This is a genomic window from Leucobacter sp. CX87, assembly GCF_018682295.1.
GTDB lineage: Bacteria > Actinomycetota > Actinomycetes > Actinomycetales > Microbacteriaceae > Cx-87.
This window is the reverse complement of record NZ_JAFIRI010000008.1, coordinates 102,635-121,812: the sequence shown is the minus strand read 5'-3', so window position 1 is coordinate 121,812 and position 19,178 is coordinate 102,635. Positions and strand designations below refer to the sequence as shown.

At 70.0% G+C, this 19,178-nt stretch carries 17 protein-coding genes; 9 read left to right on the top strand and 8 right to left on the bottom strand.

All coding sequences use genetic code 11. From position 1 onward, the window contains the following. Positions 1–20: 20 nt before the first annotated feature. The 4 genes from KOE53_RS12325 to KOE53_RS12310 all read right to left on the bottom strand — a co-directional run bounded on the left by KOE53_RS12325 (position 21) and on the right by KOE53_RS12310 (position 5,314). The gene (locus tag KOE53_RS12325; RefSeq protein WP_188058686.1) at positions 21–1,817 is read right to left on the bottom strand and encodes an ABC transporter ATP-binding protein; all 1,797 of its coding nucleotides are present in this window, start codon (positions 1,815–1,817) and stop codon (positions 21–23) included. Continuing rightward, the gene (locus KOE53_RS12320) at positions 1,817–2,737 is read right to left on the bottom strand and encodes an ABC transporter permease (protein ID WP_188046377.1); all 921 of its coding nucleotides are present in this window, start codon (positions 2,735–2,737) and stop codon (positions 1,817–1,819) included. The genes KOE53_RS12325 and KOE53_RS12320 overlap by 1 nt, the downstream gene beginning before the upstream one ends. A 2-nt stretch (positions 2,738–2,739) precedes the next feature. Beyond that, complete coding sequence (locus KOE53_RS12315) at positions 2,740–3,687, bottom strand: ABC transporter permease (RefSeq protein WP_188058685.1); 948 nt, start codon at positions 3,685–3,687, stop codon at positions 2,740–2,742. Positions 3,688–3,793: 106 nt separating this feature from the next. Then, on the bottom strand, positions 3,794–5,314 hold the full coding sequence (locus KOE53_RS12310) for an ABC transporter substrate-binding protein (RefSeq protein ID WP_188046379.1): 1,521 nt from the start codon (positions 5,312–5,314) through the stop codon (positions 3,794–3,796). A 249-nt stretch (positions 5,315–5,563) separates the two neighbouring features. On the opposite strand from KOE53_RS12310, the gene KOE53_RS12305 reads away from it, so the two are divergent. After that, complete coding sequence (locus tag KOE53_RS12305; RefSeq protein WP_188046380.1) at positions 5,564–6,322, top strand: FadR/GntR family transcriptional regulator; 759 nt, start codon at positions 5,564–5,566, stop codon at positions 6,320–6,322. 117 nt (positions 6,323–6,439) lie between these two features. Here KOE53_RS12305 and KOE53_RS12300 read toward each other — a convergent pair whose 3' ends face one another. Continuing rightward, on the bottom strand, positions 6,440–7,714 hold the full coding sequence (locus KOE53_RS12300; protein WP_188058684.1) for an MFS transporter: 1,275 nt from the start codon (positions 7,712–7,714) through the stop codon (positions 6,440–6,442). A 195-nt stretch (positions 7,715–7,909) separates the two neighbouring features. Here KOE53_RS12300 and KOE53_RS12295 point away from each other — a divergent pair, with 195 nt between their 5' ends. Further along, positions 7,910–8,371 (top strand): Lrp/AsnC family transcriptional regulator, encoded by a 462-nt coding sequence (locus KOE53_RS12295; protein ID WP_188058683.1) that lies wholly within the window; start codon positions 7,910–7,912, stop codon positions 8,369–8,371. A 31-nt stretch (positions 8,372–8,402) separates the two neighbouring features. Here the strand turns inward: KOE53_RS12295 and KOE53_RS12290 are convergent, their stop codons facing one another. Beyond that, positions 8,403–9,200: a hypothetical protein gene (locus KOE53_RS12290; RefSeq protein WP_188058682.1), complete on the bottom strand. Its 798-nt coding sequence runs from the start codon at positions 9,198–9,200 to the stop codon at positions 8,403–8,405. A gap of 118 nt (positions 9,201–9,318) precedes the next feature. After that, the gene (locus KOE53_RS12285; RefSeq protein WP_353055656.1) at positions 9,319–10,131 is read right to left on the bottom strand and encodes a TrmH family RNA methyltransferase; all 813 of its coding nucleotides are present in this window, start codon (positions 10,129–10,131) and stop codon (positions 9,319–9,321) included. Positions 10,132–10,280: 149 nt separating this feature from the next. On the opposite strand from KOE53_RS12285, the gene KOE53_RS12280 reads away from it, so the two are divergent. The 5 genes from KOE53_RS12280 to KOE53_RS12260 are packed head-to-tail and all read left to right on the top strand — an operon-like array spanning position 10,281 to position 15,123. After that, complete coding sequence (locus KOE53_RS12280; RefSeq protein WP_188058680.1) at positions 10,281–11,306, top strand: iron-siderophore ABC transporter substrate-binding protein; 1,026 nt, start codon at positions 10,281–10,283, stop codon at positions 11,304–11,306. Continuing rightward, on the top strand, positions 11,306–12,355 hold the full coding sequence (locus KOE53_RS12275) for a FecCD family ABC transporter permease (RefSeq protein ID WP_353055655.1): 1,050 nt from the start codon (positions 11,306–11,308) through the stop codon (positions 12,353–12,355). Before KOE53_RS12280 ends, KOE53_RS12275 begins: the two co-directional genes overlap by 1 nt. Next, positions 12,352–13,374, top strand: coding sequence for a FecCD family ABC transporter permease (locus KOE53_RS12270; RefSeq protein WP_188058679.1), 1,023 nt, complete (start codon positions 12,352–12,354; stop codon positions 13,372–13,374). The genes KOE53_RS12275 and KOE53_RS12270 overlap by 4 nt, the downstream gene beginning before the upstream one ends. Next, positions 13,371–14,168, top strand: coding sequence for an ABC transporter ATP-binding protein (locus KOE53_RS12265; protein ID WP_188058678.1), 798 nt, complete (start codon positions 13,371–13,373; stop codon positions 14,166–14,168). The genes KOE53_RS12270 and KOE53_RS12265 overlap by 4 nt, the downstream gene beginning before the upstream one ends. After that, positions 14,161–15,123, top strand: coding sequence for a siderophore-interacting protein (locus KOE53_RS12260; RefSeq protein WP_188058677.1), 963 nt, complete (start codon positions 14,161–14,163; stop codon positions 15,121–15,123). Before KOE53_RS12265 ends, KOE53_RS12260 begins: the two co-directional genes overlap by 8 nt. Before the next feature lie 52 nt (positions 15,124–15,175). Here KOE53_RS12260 and KOE53_RS12255 read toward each other — a convergent pair whose 3' ends face one another. Then, positions 15,176–16,549, bottom strand: coding sequence for a glutamyl-tRNA reductase (locus KOE53_RS12255; protein ID WP_188058676.1), 1,374 nt, complete (start codon positions 16,547–16,549; stop codon positions 15,176–15,178). 26 nt (positions 16,550–16,575) lie between these two features. Between KOE53_RS12255 and hemE the strand changes: the two genes are divergently transcribed. Both hemE and KOE53_RS12245 read left to right on the top strand, forming a co-directional pair. Then, complete coding sequence (gene hemE, locus KOE53_RS12250; RefSeq protein WP_188058675.1) at positions 16,576–17,697, top strand: uroporphyrinogen decarboxylase; 1,122 nt, start codon at positions 16,576–16,578, stop codon at positions 17,695–17,697. Further along, a complete protein-coding gene (locus tag KOE53_RS12245; protein ID WP_188058674.1) occupies positions 17,687–19,126 on the top strand; it encodes a protoporphyrinogen/coproporphyrinogen oxidase in 1,440 nt (479 codons plus the stop codon). The genes hemE and KOE53_RS12245 overlap by 11 nt, the downstream gene beginning before the upstream one ends. The last annotated feature ends 52 nt before the right edge of the window (positions 19,127–19,178 follow it).

Sequence of the window (19,178 nt, the reverse complement as noted above, 5' to 3'; positions counted from 1 at the left end):
CGAGAGTCAAACGGGCGGAGCTACCGGGAACCGGTGAGCTCCTGGCGCAGCGTCAGTGACGAGTCAATCAGGCGCTTCGTGTACGGATGCTGCGGGTTGCGGTAGACCTCTTCGGTCTCGCCCGCCTCGACGATCTCGCCCGATTGCATGACGACGACCGAATCGCACAGGTGCCGCACGACGTTCAGGTCGTGCGAGACGAAGACGAGGGTGAGACCATACTCGTCGACCAGGTCGGCGAGCAGGTTGAGCACCTGCGCGCGCACGGACACGTCCAGGGCGCTCACCGGCTCGTCGGCCACCACTACGCGAGGCCGGCAGATGAGCGCACGGGCGATCGAGATGCGCTGGCGCTGCCCGCCCGAGAACTGGTGCGGGTAGCGGGTGGCTGCCTCAGCAGGCAGTCCCACCGACTCGAGCATCTCGGCGACCATGCGCGAGCGATCGCGCGCGGACTCGTTGCGACCGCGCACGAGCAGGGGTTCGGAGATGATCTGTTCGACGGTCATGCGCGGGTCGAGCGAGCCCATCGGGTCCTGGAACACGATCTGCAGGTTCTGGCGCAGCTCGCGCAGCTCCGACTCCTTCGCGCCCGACACCTCGTTGCCCGCGACGATCGCGCTGCCCGAGGTCGGCTGGTCGAGGCCCGCCAGGATCCGGAGCAGCGTCGACTTGCCCGATCCGGACTCGCCAACGACGCCGAGACGGCCGCCCTCGGGGACCTCGAACGAGATGCCCTTCAGGGCCCGCACCTCGGTCGCCGGCTTGAACAGACTGGTCTTGCCGCGCGAGTACGTGCGGACTAGGTCCGTCACGCGCATCACGGGCTCCGCATCGGGACGCGGCGGGTGCGCGGGGGCCGGGGCGGGGGCCGGCTCCGGGGCCACGCTCGGCTCGGCAGCGGCGTCTTCGGCAGGATCCCGCTGGACGTTCGTCGAGGCAACCGTCGGGGGCACGTATTCCTGCGCGGTCGCGACCGTGAACAGGCGTCCGTTCGCATCGACCGCATCGAGGTCGGACGCGGCGAGCAGGCCGCGCGTGTAGGGGTGCTGGGGGCGCGTGAAGACATCCTCGGTCGTGCCCTCCTCGACGACAACGCCCTGGTTCATCACCAGCACGCGGGTGCACATGTTCGCGACGACGGCGAGGTCGTGCGTGATGAACAAGAGGCCGGTGCCGCGCTCGCGCACGAGCTCGAGGATGAGGTCGAGGACCTGGCGCTGCACGGTGACGTCGAGCGCGGTCGTCGGCTCGTCGCAGAGCAGCAGCGAGGGGTCGTTGGCGAGGGCCATCGCGAGCATGACGCGCTGACGCTGCCCGCCCGAAAGCTGGTGCGGGTACGCCTTCGCGGCCTGCGCCGGGTCGGGTAGGTGCACGGCGTCGAGCATCTCGACGGCGCGGCGCATCGCTTCGGCCTTGTTCGGCGCGAGCCGGTGCTGCAGGATGATCTCGGCGACCTGGGCGCCGGCCCGCATGAGCGGGTTCAGCGCGGTCAACGGCTCCTGGAAGACCATCGCGACGTCCTTGCCGCGAATCTTCGAGAGGTCCGACTCGGACGCCTCAAGCAGGTTCCCGGCGTAGCCGTCGAGCCGCACCGAGCCCTCTGCCGAGACGCCGGCGGGCAGCAGCCCGAGCAGCGCGGTCGTGGTCATCGACTTGCCGGAGCCTGACTCGCCGATCAGGCCGATGCGCTCGCCGTGCTGCATGTGCAGCGAGAAGTTCTGCACTAGCGGGCGATGGGGCGTGCGCACCGTGAGGTTGTCGACGCGGAGCAGGGGCGAGGCGTCCTGTACCTTGGGCTTGGTAAGCGTATTCATCAGCTGTGGCTCCCGTTGAGCTTCGGATCGAATCGGTCGCGCAGTCCGTCGCCGAGCAGGTTGAAGCCCATGACGGCGATCGCGATGGCGAGCCCGGGCCAGACAGCGAGCATGGGCTCGGTGCCGAGGAACTGCTGCGACTCCTGCAGCATGCGCCCCCACGAGGGGGTGGGCGGCGGGGTGCCGAGGCCGAGGAAGCTGAGGCCAGCCTCGGCGAGCACCGCGAGCGAGAAGGACACGGAGCACTGCACGACCACGATGCCGATGATGTTCGGCAAGACGTGGCGCAGCGCGATCCGGAACCGCGACTGGCTGGCCGCGCGGGCGGCGAGCACGTACTCGGTGCCCATCACCTGCAGAGTGCCGGAGCGGGCCACGCGGGCGAAGCCGGGCACAGTCGAGATGCCGATCGCGACCATCGCGGTCATCGTTGAAGCACCGAAGATGGCGCTGAACATGATGGCGAGCAGCAGCGCGGGGAAGGCGAGCGCGATGTCCGAAGTGCGCATGATGACCTCTTCGATCCAGCCGCCGCGAATGCCGGCGAGGATGCCGAGCGGGGTGCCGATCAGGATCGCGATGCCGACGGAGATGACGCCGACCAGGAGGGTGATGCGGGCGCCGTACAGGATCGCCGAGAATACGTCTCGGCCGTACTTGTCGGTGCCCATGAGGTGCGCGGCGCTCGAGCCCTGGAGGCGCGCGGCGGCGTCCACCTGGACGGGGTCGTATGGCGTCCAGATGTACGAGACGATCGCGGCGAGCACGACCAGCCCGATCAGGGCGGTCCCGATGAGGAGCGTGGGGGAGAGCTTGCCGCGCCCCGGCGCCCGGGGGCTGGTGGTCGCGCGCCCCGGGGCCGAGAGCGCGCTGGTGCGCGGCGCCTGGACCGGAGGGGTCGGGATGTTCTGCGTGCTCATGGCTAGGCACTCCTTCGCATGCGCGGATCGACGACGGTGTAGAGCAGGTCGACGACGAGGTTGAGGATCAGCGTGATCGCGACGAGCACCATCACGACGGACTGCACCGTGAGGAGGTCACGGTTGCCGACCGCGTCGAGCAGCATGGAGCCGAGACCTGGGATCACGAAGACCCGCTCGATGACCACGGCGCCGATAATGAGGGCTGCAATTTGGACGCCGGTGACGGTGATGACCGGGATGGCCGCGTTGCGCAGACCGTGCTTCAGGAGGGCGCCGGTCTTGCTCAGGCCCTTCGCGCGGGCTGTGCGCAGGTAGTCCTCGCTCATGACTTCCAACACGGCAGAGCGCACATAGCGAGTGAGGATCGCGCCCTGCACGGAAGCGAGGGCGACGACCGGGAGGACGAGCCGCCTCAGGAAGTCGACGAAGTCCACCGAGGGGGCCGTCCAGCCGTTCGCGGGCAGCCAGCCGAGGTTCACGGCAAATACCAACACGAGCAGGATGCCGGCGAGGAAGCCGGGGATAGCAACACCCAGCTGCGAGCCGACGCCGATGACGACGCCCGAGAGGTTGCGGTGCTTGACCGCGGCCCAGGTGCCGAGGGGGATCGCGACGAGCAGCGCGATCGCCATCGCGGTGAGCACCAGGATGAGGCTGACCTGCACGCGGTCGGCCACCATCGGGCTGATGTCGGTGCGGGTGAGGTAGGAGGTGCCGAAATCGCCGCGCAGCAGGCCGAAGAACCAGTCGAAGTACTGCACGATGAGCGGCCGGTCGGTGCCGAACTCGGCTCGCGTCTGCTCGAGTAGCTCGGGGGTTGCGTTCACGCCGAGGGCGATCTGCGCGGGGTCCCCGGGGACCAGACGCATGAAGAGGAACACGACGACCGTCGCGACGATATACGTCACGGCGAACCGTGCAAGATTGATCAGGATCCGTAAGGCCATGCGGCTTCCTCCGGTTGTGCGCGGTGCTCGTTCATGGGAACGATGCGGGAGGTCGCCCGGGTGACGCAGAGCGCGTCACCCGGGCGACCGAGTGAAAACGAACTGACTACTTCCAGTGCAGGTCGGTCAGGTTGAGCGCCTCGATGATGGCGTTCTCGGGCAGGCCCTCAAGGCCGGCCTTTGCGACGACGATGTTCGGGAAGAGGAACAGCACACCCGATGCCGCGTCGTCCACGATCTGACGTGCGACGTCCTGCATGCCCGAGACGTAGCCCGCCTCGTCGGCCTGGTCGGCCGCGGCGGCGAGCGGCGCGATGACCGAGTTGTCGTAGCCGATGTAGTACTCGGGGTTGTTGAAGACCGTGAGGATGTCACGAGCCTCGACCGCGAGGACGGTGGTCATCTGGTAGTCGTGGTTCGTGAAGACCTCGTCGAGCCACACCGCGGGGAACTCGGAGGACTTGATGGTGACGTTGATGCCGACGTCCTTGAGCTGCGAGACGACGATCTCCGAGACGGCCTGCGCGTAGGGGCGGGTCGGAACGGTGTAGGTGATGTCCAGGCCGTTCTCGTAGCCGGCTTCCGCCAGCAGGGCCTTCGCCTTCTTGGGGTCGTACGCGTAGACGTCCGTGAGGTCCTCGTAGTACGGGTCGGTCGGCGTGGCGAACGTCGCCTGGGGCGTGCCGTAACCGTTCCAGGCGGTGTCGATGATGGCCTGCTCGTCCAGCGCATAGAGCACTGCCTGGCGCACGCGCACATCGTCGAACGGTGCCGCCTGGTTGTTCAGCGAAAGCGAGACCTCGCCGCTCGAGGTGCCCGTGATGACCTTGAACTTGTCATCCGACTCGAAGCTGTCGAGCAGTTCGGGCGCCTGCAGGTTGATGATCGCGTCGACGTCGCCGGTGCGCAGCGCGTTCGTCGTGGCGGTGGCGTCCGCGAAGTAGCGCAGGGTGACCTGCTCGACGCCGGGGCCCTCGCCCCAGTAGTCGTCGCGGGTGTCGAGCACAATGCTCTCGTTCGGGGTCCAGGTCTCGACCGTGTACGGGCCGGTGCCGACGGGAGCGTTTGCGAGGTCCGCCACGCCATCGGGGCTGAAGATTGCGCCGACGGGCGTTGCGAGGCTGAACAGCCAGGCGTTCGAGGGGGCGCTCAGGTGTACGGCGACCTCGGTGTCCGAGAGGACCTCGACATTGTCGACGACGTCCATCTTCGCCTTGAGGCTCGAGACCCAGTCGCTCTTGACGCGGTCGAAGCTGAACTTCACGTCGTCCGCGGTGAACGCATCGCCGTTCGAGAAGGTGACCCCGTCCTGCAGGGTGAAGGTGTAGGTCTTGCGATCGTCGCTGACGGTCCACTCGGACGCGAGCAGCGGCTCGATCTCGCCGGCGTCGTTCAGCTCGACGAGGCCCTCGTACACGTTCGACATCATGGCCTGCGGGATCGCGGCCCCGGCGGTCGTGGTGAAGTCAAGGTTGGTGGGTGCGCCGGTGAGGGCGAGCACTGCCTTCGTGGACTTTTCGGCGCCCGCGTCAGCGGTGCTGCCGGCGCCGGCGGAGCAGCCAGCGAGCAGGAGGGAGCCGGTGGCCGCAAGCGCGGCGGCGGCGAGGAATGTGTTCTTACGTTGCATCTTTGCTTTCCTTGATGGTGTCGAGGCGTTCCCCGTGACCGGATTGTCCTGGAGTGGGCTGCGTTGCCCGTCGAGCTGCCCGGCGGCGCAGAGGCTGAGCCGTACCGGCTCGGGTGCATCCTTCCAGTTGCGCCGAGAGGTTCGAACCAGGATACATGGTAAGGCCACTTAGTCACGCGGTAAGATTCGGGAGCGCCTTGCGGAAGGCGCCCCACCACGTTCGGTCTCACAGACCAGGAAGAGCTCCGGATGATGACGTCTCACAGCTTTGAACCAGCGGTGCCTGTGCACACCTACCAGCGCATTGTCGACCAGATCGAGCAAGCAATCGTCTCCGGGGACATCCCGGTGGGGGCTCAGCTGGCGAGCGAGCGAGACCTCATGGGGCAGTTCGGGGTGAGCCGACCCACCGTGCGCGAAGCCCTGCGCGTCTTGCAGAGTCGGGGGCTGCTTGAGTCGCGCCCCGGCACCCGGGGCGGCCCGGTCGTGCTCGCGCCGTCGTCCGAGAACCTGACGCGTTCGTTCCGGGCAATGGTCGGCACCGACGTGCTGAGCGTCGCGGAACTCGTCGAGTACCGGGTGGTGCTCGAGGGTTCCGCGAGCCGGCTCGCGGCGATCCGGCACACCCCCGAGCAACTCGAGCGCATGCGCGCCGCGGTGCAGCGCATGGCGGCCGAGGCCGCCGAGAACTCCGCCGGCTTCATCGACGCCGACCTCGAGTTTCACGAGGCTATCTGGGCGGCGAGTGGCAACAAGGTGCTGCGCCTGAGCGGCGAGGCCGTCTCCGGTGTGCTGCGCGGCCTGATGCATCGGCGCATCGACGCCAACCCGATGGACGGGTCGGAGAAGGTCGCTTCGGCCGAGATCGACCGCGGGCTCTTCGACGCGATCGAGGGGCGCGACGCGGCGCGGGCGAGCCTGATCGCCCGGCAGGCGATCGCCGACCGCTTCGCCGATCTGCTCGAGAGTGACGCAGACCGCGCCGCGCTGCGCAGCCTCGCGGACTAGCGGGCGGCGCGCAGGGCCCCACCCCGCATCTCCTGAACGCAATGCGCTCGTTCACGGCGCGCGAAGCAACATATTGCGCTCACGAGATCCGCACGCTCTGGCGGGCCAGGCGGGGAGCTACGAGGCCTTCGGGTTTCCCGCCCGCTGTGTCGCCAACGCGAGCGCCGCGCAGGCCACGGCCGTGACCCCGGCAAAGAGTGGCACTGCGACCGAGAGACCGAGGTGCTCGGCGAGCACGCCGAGCCCGATGACCGGCAGCGCGCTGCCGAGGTAGGTGACCGTATAGATCGCGCTGACGGTCGATCCGGTGCGCTCGGGGGCCACCGCCGCGATGGCCGCGGTGAACGTGGCCTGGAACGCCACGCCCTGGCCGATGCCGGCGAGGATACCGGCGGTGATCAGCAGCGCCAGGCTGTCGAGCGGGGCCGCCGCCGCGAGGCCGACGAGCGCGAAGGCGAGCACACCGAGACCCACCGGCGTCCGCCAGCGTCCGCGCAGCGGCACGAGCTGGGTGAGCGCGGAGGCCCCGAGCGTCGTCGCGGCGAGCAGGCCAATGAGGACGGGCGAACTCGTCCCGGCGATGCCGGCGAAGTGGGCGGGGGCGAGCGAGAGGCAGAACCCGAATACGGTGAAACTCAGGAAGCCGGTGGCGGCCGCGATGCGGAAAGCGCGCGTTGCGGCGGGGTCTGGGGCTGGGGCCCCGGCGCGGTCGTCGGTCGCGGGCGGTGGAACATCGGCGAGGGCCAGACCGCGGTGCGGCGGCACCTGCGCGCACGCCCAGTGCGGCGCGATCACGACGATCGCCGGCAGGATCACCGCGATGACCGCGGCGACGACGAGGTAGGGCGTGACGAGCGGTTCGCCCATCCCGGACAGGAGCCCGCCCAGGATGGGGCCCGCGGCGACCCCGCCCGAGGTCGCCAGCAGCGTGAGGCGGCCCACGAGTGCCGGCTTGCTCGGGAGGAGCGCGCGCAGGGACGCCGCGCCGATGCCGGTGGCACAGGCGACGGCGACCCCCTGCGCGGCGCGGGCAGCGCAGAACCAGCCCAGGGAGGGGGCGAAGGCGAGGGCCGCCGTTGCGCCGGCCGCGGTGGCCAGGGCCACGAGCAGCACGGTGCGGCGATTCACCGTGTCGGCGATCCTGCGAAACAGCAGGAGACCGACGATCAGCGCGAGCACATAGCTCGAGAACGCGAGCGAGGTGCCGATCGATCCCGTGCCGAGTTTCTGCTCGAGGAGGGGAAACAGCGGCGTGCTGAGGTTGGCGCTCACGAGAAGCGCGAACAGCGCGAGCGAGGTGATGATGATGCGCGCCCGGGGCCTGATCGAAGCCGCCACCAGAGCGGGTGGGTGGCTCGGGGTGGTGAGCCGTGGGGCGTCGAGGGTGCGCATGACTACTCCTTGCGGCGCCGGGGTGAGGCGCCTCCTGATGCTCGCGGGGTGGTGCGGGCAGTGGGACTGTAGCGACGGGATGTGTCGGCTACCAGGAACATTCAAACGAGCCCTTGCGGATCGCGCAACCGGCGCGTGCATAATTGAGCAGATTGATCAATTTGTAGAGGCCAGATGAGGCAGGAAGTGATCACGATGAGCGAACTTGATGCGACAGACCGGCGAATCCTGGGTGTGCTGGACGAGGACGCGCGCATGCCGACCGCAATGATCGCGATGCGGCTGGGCCTGGCCCGGGGCACCGTGCAGGCCCGACTGGAGAAGCTCGCTGCGGGTGGGCACCTCCGGCGCAACAGCTCGCGCATCACTCCGGCGGCGCTCGGTCGCCCGGTCGCGGCCAGCGTGCAGGTCGAGCTCGATCAGCACCAGATCCAGGAGGCGATCGCGGCGCTCGCCGACATCCCCGAGGTGCTCGAGTGCTTCGCGCCCGCCGGCAGCACGGACCTATTGCTGCGCGTGGTCGCCCGGAGCCCCGACGACCTCTACCGCGTGAGCGAGGTGATCCGGCTCTGTCCGGGCATCATGCGCACCTCGACGAGTTTGTTCCTTCGCGAGGTGATCCCGTATCGGGTGACGGGGCTGCTCGACGCTGAGTAGGCCCGTCACCCGATACGGGCGTGCAGCGGACCTAGCGAGCCCCTGCGCGGCGAGCGCGGCGAGCGGCGAGCGCGGCGCCGAGCAGGCCGACGGCTGCGGTGCCCGTGATCAGCGGCGACACATCGGTACCAGCGACACCGGTTTCGACGCGGCGCGGCGGGACGATGGCCGGGAGGGCGGCGTCGCCCGCGCAGACGTCCGTCACCGAGAAGGACGCCGTGTCGACGACCCAGTCGGCTTCCAGCGGTTCCGAGAATCCGATGTAGCCGCGGGCGTTCTCCACGGTCACCGGCTCGGGGAAGGTCAGGGTGGCCGAGGCGCTGTGTGCCGCAGGCGACCAACTGGGCAGGTACAGCCACGCACGATCGGATCCCGTGCCGTTGTTTTCGACGTAGCCGATACGCCCCGTGCCGCTGAAGACAACGCCGGACTCTGCGAGAGTGTCGAGTTCGAGCGGCTCGCCCGTGCCCACACCCGCACCGATCATCAGCTGGTCCTCGTTCAGATCCCTGAATGACTCGAGCGTGTACCCGACGGTGAAGCTGTTGACGGTGCGCACGCAGCCGGCAGGTGCCCGGGTCGACATGGCGAAGCTCTGGTGCGTGAAGTCGTTGTCGGGGTTCCCGACGGTGAGCGGGAGGCTGACCGCGCCAGTGGGGGCGAAGGGGGCCGCGTCGCCCCAGCGATCGTAGTCGTCGGCAATCTCAATCGCGGTGTCGGCGGTGACGTCGTGCGTGACCGATGTGGTGGCGGGCGCCGCGAATGCCGGAGCGGCGACGAGTGACAGGATGCCGGCTGCGGCGACCCCGGTAAGGACGATTTTCTGCACGATGGTTTCCCCCTGGAATGGTTGACAGCCTTTCCAGCGTATGGAGGATCGAATGCGAAGAAACGTGACCTAGGTCCTCAGTTGGGGTGCGCCCCGCGAGTCGCGAACGCGAGTCGGCCTACCCGCCCGCGAGCGCCCAGATCGCGACGGCGCTCGCGGCCGCAACGTTCAGCGAGTCAACGCCGTGCCGCATCGGGATCGTGACGACGGTATCGGCCGCGGCCGTCGCCTCGGCGGTAATGCCGGGACCCTCCTCACCCAGCACGATCGCGAGCTTCTCCGGTCGGTTCGCCGCGAACTGGCGCAGCGGTACCGCGCCGTCCGTGAGGTCGAAGGTGGCGAGGTGGAATCCTGCCGCGTCGAGCGCGGCGCGGGTCTCGGCCCAGCCGGCCGTCCGCGTCCAGGGGACGAGCAGGGTCGAGCCCATGCTCACACGGATCGCGCGGCGATAGAACGGGTCGCTGCAGCGCTCGGTGACGAGCACCGCGTCGGCGCCGATGCCGGCGACCGAGCGGAAGATGGCGCCGACGTTCGTCGGGTCGGCGATGTTCTCCAAAATGACGACGGTACGACGGCCGGGCCCCGCCAAAAGTTCCGCAGGATCCTGCCGTGCAGGCCGATCGAACGAGCCGATGAGGCCGCGGTGCAGCTGGTACCCGGTGTGGCCCGAGAGGAGTTCGTCGCTGCCCGTGAACACGGGGACGTCGGGGTAATCGGCGAGCAGACGCTCCGCCTCGGCGCGCGACCCGTCGAGCGCGAGCACCGCGCGCGGCACGTAGCCGGAGTCCAGGGCACGCGAGGTGACGAGGGCCGACTCGGTGAGAAAAATTCCGTGTTCGCTCTGCTGATCGTGCCGCAGGGCGACGTCCGTGCGGCGCGAGAAGTCGGCAAGTCGGGGGTCGTCGAGCGACGCTATGGGGACGATCGGCACAGTGCTCAGTGTAGTTCCGGCCCGGGCGGTGCGGCGTTCACGGCAGGCGGCTCGGGTTGCTTCAATCATCAGATGAATGCTAACTTAGGCTCGCCTTACCAACATCTGATGAATGCTCGAGTCCGCTCGAACGATTGAAGGGAACGCCCATGCGCGTCTCACGTCTCCTTACTCTCGCCGGGGTTGCCCTGCTGGCGATCCCGCTTGCCGCCTGCTCATCGGGCGGGGGCGGCAGTGTCGGCGACGCTGCAAGCGCGACTGCGTCCGGGGAGTTCCCGGTAACCATTGAGCACGCCTTCGGCGCCACGATCGTCCCCGAGCGACCCGAACGCGTCGCCACCGTCGCCTGGGCGAACCACGAGGTGCCGCTCGCGCTCGGCGTGGTGCCGGTGGGCATGAGCAAGGCGACCTGGGGCGACGACGACGGAGACGGCGTGCTGCCCTGGGTCGAAGACCAGCTCGACGAGCTCGGCGCACAGACGCCGGTGCTGTTCGACGAGACCGACGGAATCGACTTCGAGGCCGTCGCGGCCACCGACCCCGACGTCATCCTCGCCGCGTACTCGGGACTCACTGAGGAGGAGTACGCCACCCTGTCGAAGATCGCCCCGGTCGTCGCCTATCCCGAGGTTGCCTGGGGCACCACGGTGCAGCAAATGATCGAGCTGAACGCGGCGGCTCTCGGCCTTGCCGACGAGGGCGACGAACTCATCGGGTCGCTCGACGGCGCGGTCCAGACGGCCCTTGCCGCACTCCCCAAGATGCAGGACACCAAGTTCCTGTTCTCGTACATCGACCCCGCGAACCTCAGCCAGATTGGCTTCTACACCTCGCACGATACGCGCCCCGGGTTCCTCGCGGACCTCGGACTTCCGCTGCCCGACGCCGTAGTCGCGGAGAGTCAGCAGACCGACGCCTTCTACGCCGAGATCAGCGCCGAGCAGGCGGACCGGCTGGCGGACGTGGACGTGCTGGTGACCTACGGAGACCCCGAGGGTAATCTCGTGGAGCAGCTGCAGGCGGACCCCCTCATGTCCCAGATTCCCGCGGTGGCCGCCGGCCGGGTCGTGGTGCTCGCGGAATCCACCCCGCTCGCCGCGTCGGCAAACCCGTCGCCGCTGTCGATCCAGTGGGGGATTGACCGCTACTTCGACGCGCTCGCCGCAGCGATCTAGTGGCGACGATCCAGCTGGCGGCGCGCACGAGTGAGGCCCGGCCGAGGACGGCCCGCTCGCTCGCGCTGCCCACGCTGGGGTTCGCGCTCGCGCTGTTGGTGCTTGCGGCCGCGGTCGTCGCCTCGGTGCTGATCGGCGCGCGCGGGGTGAGCCTCGCTGACCTGGGCGGCGCGCTCCTCGGGCAGACCGACACGATCGGAGAAGCCGCGACCGCGCAGCGCCTGCCCCGCACCGCCCTCGCCATGCTCGTGGGGGCGGCGCTCGCCACCGCGGGCGTCGGCCTGCAGGCGGTGACGCGCAACCCCCTGGCCGACCCCGGCATCCTGGGGATCACGAGCGGTGCGGCACTCGCCGTCGTCATCACCATCACCGTGATCGGCGCCCGCGGGCCCGCCGCGACCACGGTGGCCGCGATCATCGGTGCCGCCGCCGCGGCTGGCCTGTTGTACGCGCTCTCCACCGTCGGCGTCGGCGGCGCCTCGCCGCTCAAGATCGTGCTGGCCGGGGCGGCGATTTCCGCCATGTGCGTGTCGGTCACGAGCGCTCTGATCCTGCCGCGGCCGGACGCGATGGAGGCGTTTCGGTTCTGGCAGGTCGGCGGGGTCGGTGGCGCCCGGTGGGGCACCGTCGGCTGGATCCTGCCCGTGATCGTGCTGGGCGTGCTCGCGGCGTTCGCGTCGACGCGGGCGATGAACGCGCTCGCGCTGGGTGATGAGCTCGCCGCCGGCCTGGGCGAGCGCCTGGGCGGGGCGCGCTTCGCGATCACCGCGGGCGCGATCGTGCTCGCGGGCACCGCGACGGCGGTCGCCGGGCCGATCGGCTTCGTCGGGCTCATTGTGCCGCACCTGTGCCGCCTCGTGGTCGGCCCCGACCACCGGGTGCTCGTGCCGCTCTCGGCGCTCGTGGGCGCCGCCCTCCTCGTCGGGGCGGACGTACTGGGCCGGGTCATGCTGCCGCCGAGCGAGATCGAGGCCGGCATCATCACGGCCATCATTGGCGCGCCCGTGCTCATCTGGATCGTGCGCCGGCGCCCGGGGCGCGTGCGATGAGCATCGCTCAGTACGCCCCGACGGCCACCTCCGCGCGGCGCGCACGCAGCGCGAAAGTACTGGTCATCCTGGTGCTCGTGTGCCTCGCCGGGTTCGCCGCGACCCTCGTGCTCGGCACGACCGTGGTGCCGATCCCAGAGGTGATCCAGGCGCTCTCGGGAAACGGCGGGGCAACCTTCACCGTGCTCGAGCTGCGTCTGCCGAGAGCCGTACTGGGGGTGCTCACCGGCGCCGCCTTCGGCATGTCCGGTTCCGTGTTCCAGTCGCTCCTGCGCAACCCGCTCGCGTCGCCCGACATCATCGGTATCAGCGCCGGGGCGAGTGCGGCCGCCGCGTTCGGCATCGTCGTGCTCGGCGCGAGTGGCACGGTGGTGTCGCTGCTCGCGCTCATCGGCGCGTGCGCCACCGCCGCCGCGATCGCGCTGCTGGCCGCGGGCCCGGGGTCGGCCACCGCGCGGATGATCCTGGTGGGCATCGGCGCCGCCGCGATCCTGAAGAGCCTGTTGACACTCGTGCTATCGCGGGCGTCGACCTGGGACCTGCAGGGTGCCATGCAGTGGCTCGCCGGGAGCCTGAACGGCGCGGCGTGGGAGCAAATTCTGCCGCTCGCGCTGACCTGCCTGGTGGTGGTCCCGATGTTGCTGCTCGGCACGCGCTCGCTCGCCGTCCTGCGCCTCGGGGACGATGCTGCGATGGGGCTCGGGGTGCGCCCCGCCGCGACGCGGTGGGCGCTCATGCTGCTCGCCGTCGTGCTACTCGCCGCCGGAACGGCCGCCGCCGGGCCGATCGCGTTCGTCGCGTTCCTCGCGGGGCCGGTGGCCGCGCGGCTGCACGGCGGAGGTACGGCGCCGCTCGTGAGTTCCGCGCTCGTCGGATCGGCCCTCGTGCTGTGGGCCGATCTCGTCGGCCAGCTCGCCTTCGCCCACCGCTACCCGGTGGGCGTCATTACGGGCGCCATCGGCGCACCGGTACTCATCGCGCTGCTCGTAGGTGCCGGGAAACGAAGAGGACAACGATGACGCACAGTCACATGCTTTCTGCCCAGAACCTCACGGTCTCATACGGCGATCTGCCCATCCTGCAGGGTCTCGAGTACGCGGTCGAGCCGGGAAAGATCAGCGCCATCATCGGCGCGAACGGCTGCGGCAAGTCGACGCTCTTGCGCGCGCTCGCCCGCGTCGTCTCGCCCGCGGGCGGGTCGGTGCTGCTCGATGGCGAGGCGCTGCACACCCGCCCGGCGAAGGCCGTGGCCCGCGTGATCGGGCTGCTCCCGCAGAGCCCGCTCGTGCCCGAGGGCGTGAGCGTGCGGGACCTCGTGCGCCGCGGCAGGCACCCGCACCTGAGCCTGATGCGGCGCTGGAGCGCAGCCGACGCGACCGCGGTCGGCGAGGCGCTCGCGCTGACCGGGATGCACGAGTTCGCGGACCGCCCCGTTGATGAGCTGTCCGGAGGGCAGCGGCAACGCGCGTGGATCGCGATGGCGCTCGCGCAGGATCCGCGCATCCTGCTGTTGGACGAACCCACCACCTACCTGGACATCGCGCACCAGATCGAGGTACTCGACCTGCTGACCGATATCAACCGCGCCCGCGGCACCACCGTCGTGATGGTGCTGCACGACCTGAACCTTGCGGCGCGCTACGCCGAGCGTTTGGTGGCGGTGGTGGAGGGGCGCATCCATTCGGTGGGGGAGCCCCGAACAGTCGTGACGCGTGAGTATGTGCGCGAGGTCATCGGGCTGCAGAGCGAAATTATTCTGGATCCGGTTAGCGGGGCGCCCATCGTGGTGCCCCTGGGGAGGCACCATGTCTGAATCACCCACGGTCATCGCGCGGGCGCGCGTCGCATGGGTCGAGCGCCCCTGCCCGACCTTCGCACGCGTCGCGTTCCGCGGGCCCGAGCTGGAATGGTTCGGCACCCCGGGGCGCACCTTCGACCAGCGCATCAAGGTGATCTTCCCGCCGCACGCGGGCGATCTGCCGGATCTCGCGCCCGACACCTGGTACCCGGAGTGGCTGGAGCTGCCGGAGGAGGCGCGCGGGGCCATGCGGACCTACTCGATTCGCGACGTGTGCGTGGATGCGACGGGCACCGAGGTGGTTGTTGACTTTGTGTTGCACCTGGCGCCGGGAACGAGTGGCCCCGCGGCGCTCTGGGCGAGCGGCGCGCGCGCCGGCGACGAGGTGCTGCTCGTGGGCCCGCGGCGAGGTCGTCTCGACGGCGGCGGAATCGAATTCGACCCGGGGGCGGCGCCGCGTGTACTGCTCGCGGGCGACGAGACGGCGGCCCCGGCGATTGCGCGCATCCTCGAGGACGCCCCGCACGACCTCGTCGGCGACGCCTTCATCGAGATGCCCGGGGACGGCGAACGGCTCGATATTCGGGCGCCGCGCGGGGTCGAGCTGCGCTGGCTGTCGCGATTCTCAGAGGCGCCAGGATCCGCCCTGGTCCCGAGCGTGCTGGCGAGCCTCGGCACGAGTGCCGCGGCGCTCGAAGGCTACGGGCAGCGCGGCGTGGGGTCGAGCGTCGAGGGGTTGACCGGCGCGGGCGAGCCCGCGGGCGATGAGCTGCTCTGGGAGACGCCGAGCTTCTCGGGGCTCGGCGAACCGCTCGACGCGGCACGGGAACGCGGGGAGCGTTACTACTGGATCGCCGGGGAGAGCAGCGTCGTGACGCGGCTGCGGCGACACCTGGTGCGCGACCTCGGCGTGAGCCGTCACCAGGTCGCCTTCATGGGGTACTGGCGCGAGGGTGTCGCGATGCGCTGAGCCGCGAGGGTGTGCCCGCCCGCGGCAGAGCACACGCCCGGTGGTGTGCTGGTCAGGCCGCGTGCTGGTCTGGATCCGACACCGGGAACAACGCGCGCACTGCGGCATCGGCGGCGTCGGCATTGCCCGCCCGTCCGAGCTCGCGGATGCGGAGGGTGGGCTGGTGCAGCAGGCGGCCGGCGAAGTGCCGGAGGGCTGGCTCGAGGAGCTCGGAGGCCGCGGGGTTGCCGCGCAGCCGGGCGAGCTCGTCCGCGAGGACGGCGTGCACGTGTTCGTGCAGCGCCCGCACCGTCGGGACGGTGTCGCGCTCGGCCTGCGCCGCCGCGAACTCCTGGGCCGCATCGCTCGCGATCTTGCGCGCCTCGGCCTCGGCGCTGAGCTCTTCGACCCCGGCGTGGCGGGCGACGATGTCAAGATCCAGCAGCTCGATGCCCGAGATCTGCGCGGCGTCGGGCGCGATGTTGCGGGGCATGCCGAGGTCGATGAAGAGTCGCGGCCGCGGCGGAGTGGTGACGCTGAACGGGGTGGCGCTGCCCCCGGGGGCTCGGCCGATGAGGGCGGTGCAGTAGGGGCGGGCCGTGGGCGTCACCGTGCGCTCGATGAGGGGGACGTCGATTAGCGGATCCTGCGCGGTGCTGCACGCGATGACGATATCGGCGGCCGCGAGCTCCGACTCCAGATCCTCAGGGGAGATTGCCCGCACGCCGCGCGCCGCGGCGAAGGTCTCGGCCCGGCCGGAGGGGGAGTGGACGGCGATGTGGGCCGCCCCGCGATCGCGCAGGGCGGCGAGCGTGGCGGCGGCGTACGCCCCGGTGCCGATGAGCAGGATCCGGGTGCCGCCCCAGTCGCCCACGCGGCTCTCGGCCAGGAAAAGGGCGAGGCGCACGAGGGAACGCCCGCGAGTCTGCACGCGGGTGCGGCGCTTGACGTCCTTCGATACACCTGCCGCGCGCTGGAACAGCTGCTCGAGGGTCGGTGTCGTCGCCCCGGCGCGCCGGGCATTGCTGAGTGCGCGACGCACCTGGCCCGAGATCTCACCCTCGCCGACCACCATGGACTCGAGCCCGCTGGTGACGGAGAAGAGGTGATGGGCGACGTCTATTCCGCGGAGCATCCTCGCCGCTGAAGCGAGCTCGGCGACAGAAATGCCGGAGAGCGCGGCGACCTCTTGCAGCGCCCGCTCGGGGGCGCCGGGTGCCTGGTCGAAGTAGGCCTCGAAACGATTGCAGGTCGCGAGAATGACTGCCCCTCCGGGGGCGTCGGCGTGCACCGTGCCGAGCGCGCTCGTGAGCGCGACAGTGTGGCGCTCGATGCGTTCGAGCAGCGCGAAGTTGGCGCTGTGGTGGTCGAACGACAGGCACGAGAGCCCGAGTTCTGACGCGGGGCTCGCTCCTGAGAGATCCATGTGTGCGGTGGAAAAGTTCATCAGATGAATAAGCTAGCATTCATCTGATGAATGAGCTAAACGACTCCCACCCGCTCGTCAGCGGCCACACTTCCGGCGCTCCGCTTGTGCGGGCGATCCACGGTGAGCGCGCATCGCGCACCCCCGTCTGGTTCATGAGGCAGGCGGGCCGATCGCTGCCCGAGTACCGCGCGCTCCGCAGCAGCCGGGACATGATCGAGTGCTGCCTCACCCCCGATCTTGCCGCTGAGATTACCCTGCAGCCGGTGCGTCGCCACGGCGTCGACGCCGCGGTCTTCTTCAGCGACATCATTATTCCGCTGTCGCTCGCCGGGGTTGACGTCCGGCTCGAGCCGGGCCGCGGCCCCGTCTTTGCCGAGCCGGTCCGCACCGCGGCGGACGTCGCGAAGCTGCGCCGCGAGCACCCCGCCGATCGCCTGAGAGGCGCCCTCGACCCGATTCGGAAGGCAGTGGAGCTGACCGTCGCCGAGCTGGGCGAGACGCCGCTGATCGGGTTTGCCGGGGCACCGTTCACCCTGGCGGCGTACCTCGTGGAGGGCGGGCCGTCGAAGGACCAGCTGCGCGCCCGCACCCTCATGCACAGCGATCCCGAGACCTGGGCGGCGCTGCTCGATTGGGCCGCCGAACTGAGCGGCACGTTCCTCGAGGCCCAGGTGCGGGCCGGGGCGAGCGCCGTCCAACTCTTCGACTCGTGGGCGGGCGGGCTCTCGGTCGCAGACTACGAGGCCCACGTCGCCGCGGCGTCGCGGAAGACGCTGGCCCCCGTCCGGGCGATCTCGTACCGCGACCCGCAGGCCGAGGGGTATGCGGCGGCTCCGCTGCCGATCCCGACCATCCACTTTGCGGTGGGCTCCGGACATCTGCTTCCCTCGCTTGCGGAGGCTGGTGGTCAGGCCATCGGCGTGGACTGGCGGACGCCGCTGGACGAAGCCAACGACGCGCTCGGCGGCCGATTCCCGCTCCAGGGCAACATCGACCCCGCGTACCTGGCTGCGCCCGAGGCGGTGCTCGACGCCCACGTCGACGACGTGCTCGCCCGCGGGGCCGCCGCCCCCGCGCACATCGTGAACCTCGGCCACGGTGTGCCGCCCGAGACCGACCCCGATCGACTCGCGCGGATCGTCGAACGAGTGCACGGTGTGCGCTAGCGACCTGCGCACCGAGGCGAATGCTGACCTCGACACCGAGGTCGTTGTCATCGGCGCCGGCATCGCCGGACTCGTAGCTGCGTGGGACATCGCGCGCCTGGGATATCGGGTGCGCGTTCTCGAGCGATCTGACTGGGTGGGGGGACGCATGCATGCGATCTCACTCGCGGGGCTGCCCATTGAGCTCGGAGCAGAATCGTTCGCGACCCGTGGGGGAGCAGTCGCTGCGCTGCTGGGCGAGCTTGGCCTTGCCGCCTCCATCGTGACGCCGAGACGGCGCCCCGCGTGGACAGTGGCGAGCGGAGCGAGCTATCGCATGCCAGCGGCAGGCGCACTCGGGATCCCTGTGCACCCGTTCGCCGCGGACACCAGAAGGGTGCTCGGGCTGCGCGGGGCATGGGGCCTCGCGCTCGAGCCGTGGCGGCCCCGTTCCTTACTCCCCGCCACGGCGTCCTTGGCCGAGATTGCTCGCGAGCGCCTCGGCCAGGATGTGCTCGAAAAGCTCATCGCACCCGTGACTGAGGGGGTGCACTCGGCTTCGCCGGACGCCCTGAGGCTGGACGCTCACCCCGAGCTTGAACGGGAGTACGCGCGTACGGGCTCGCTGCTGCGCTCCGCTCGATTAGCTCGTGCGTCGCGGAGCGCAGCCGGCGGCGCAGTGCAGAGCCTCGCGGGCGGCATGAGCGTCTTGATTGCACGCCTCGTGCGAGAGCTTCGCGCCGAAGGCGCGGCCGTTCACACGGGGGTGCAAGACCTGTCGCTCGACCGCGACGGGAAGGGCTGGGCGGTGCGTTGGGCCGGAGGCGAGTGCTCTGCCCAGTCGGTCGTGCTGGCGGTCCCGCCGAGCGTCAGCGAGCAGTTGCTCGCGAATTCGGACACGAATGCGGAGCACCCTTCGGCGCAGGCGACCCCGTGCCAGTCGAACGCGGTCGGAACCGCCGTGGAAACCGTGGTCGTTGTTGTCACGGAACCTCGACTCTTGTCCGCCCCGCGCGGCACCGGCGCGCTCATTCGTGCTGGGCACCCCCGCATCCGAGCGAAGGCGCTCACCCATATGAATGCCAAGTGGGCATGGCTCGACCAAGCCGTGGAGCCCGGAACGCACGTGCTTCGCCTCTCGTACGGTTCGCGAGGTGGCACACCGGCGACCGAGGCGCTGAGCGGCGCCGAGGCTGCGGAGCTTGCGCTGAGTGACGCCTCGGAGGTGTTTGGGATTCGGCTCGATCCTGACAACGTGCAGGCGCACGCCCGCGCGCGCTGGGTGATCCCGCCGCGGTCGTCGGCGTCGGCACCCGCGCCCGGCGTCGTCGTCACCGGCGAGGCCTACGCGGGAACCGGGCTCGCAAGTGTGGTGCCGCACGCGAGAGCTGCGGCCCGCACCGTGATCTCGGCCCTGAGTAAGAGTCACCGACGTGAGCCGCCGATCTGATCGACGAACGAGATCCGCCCGAGCGAACCACACCGACCGCAATTTTGTCGCT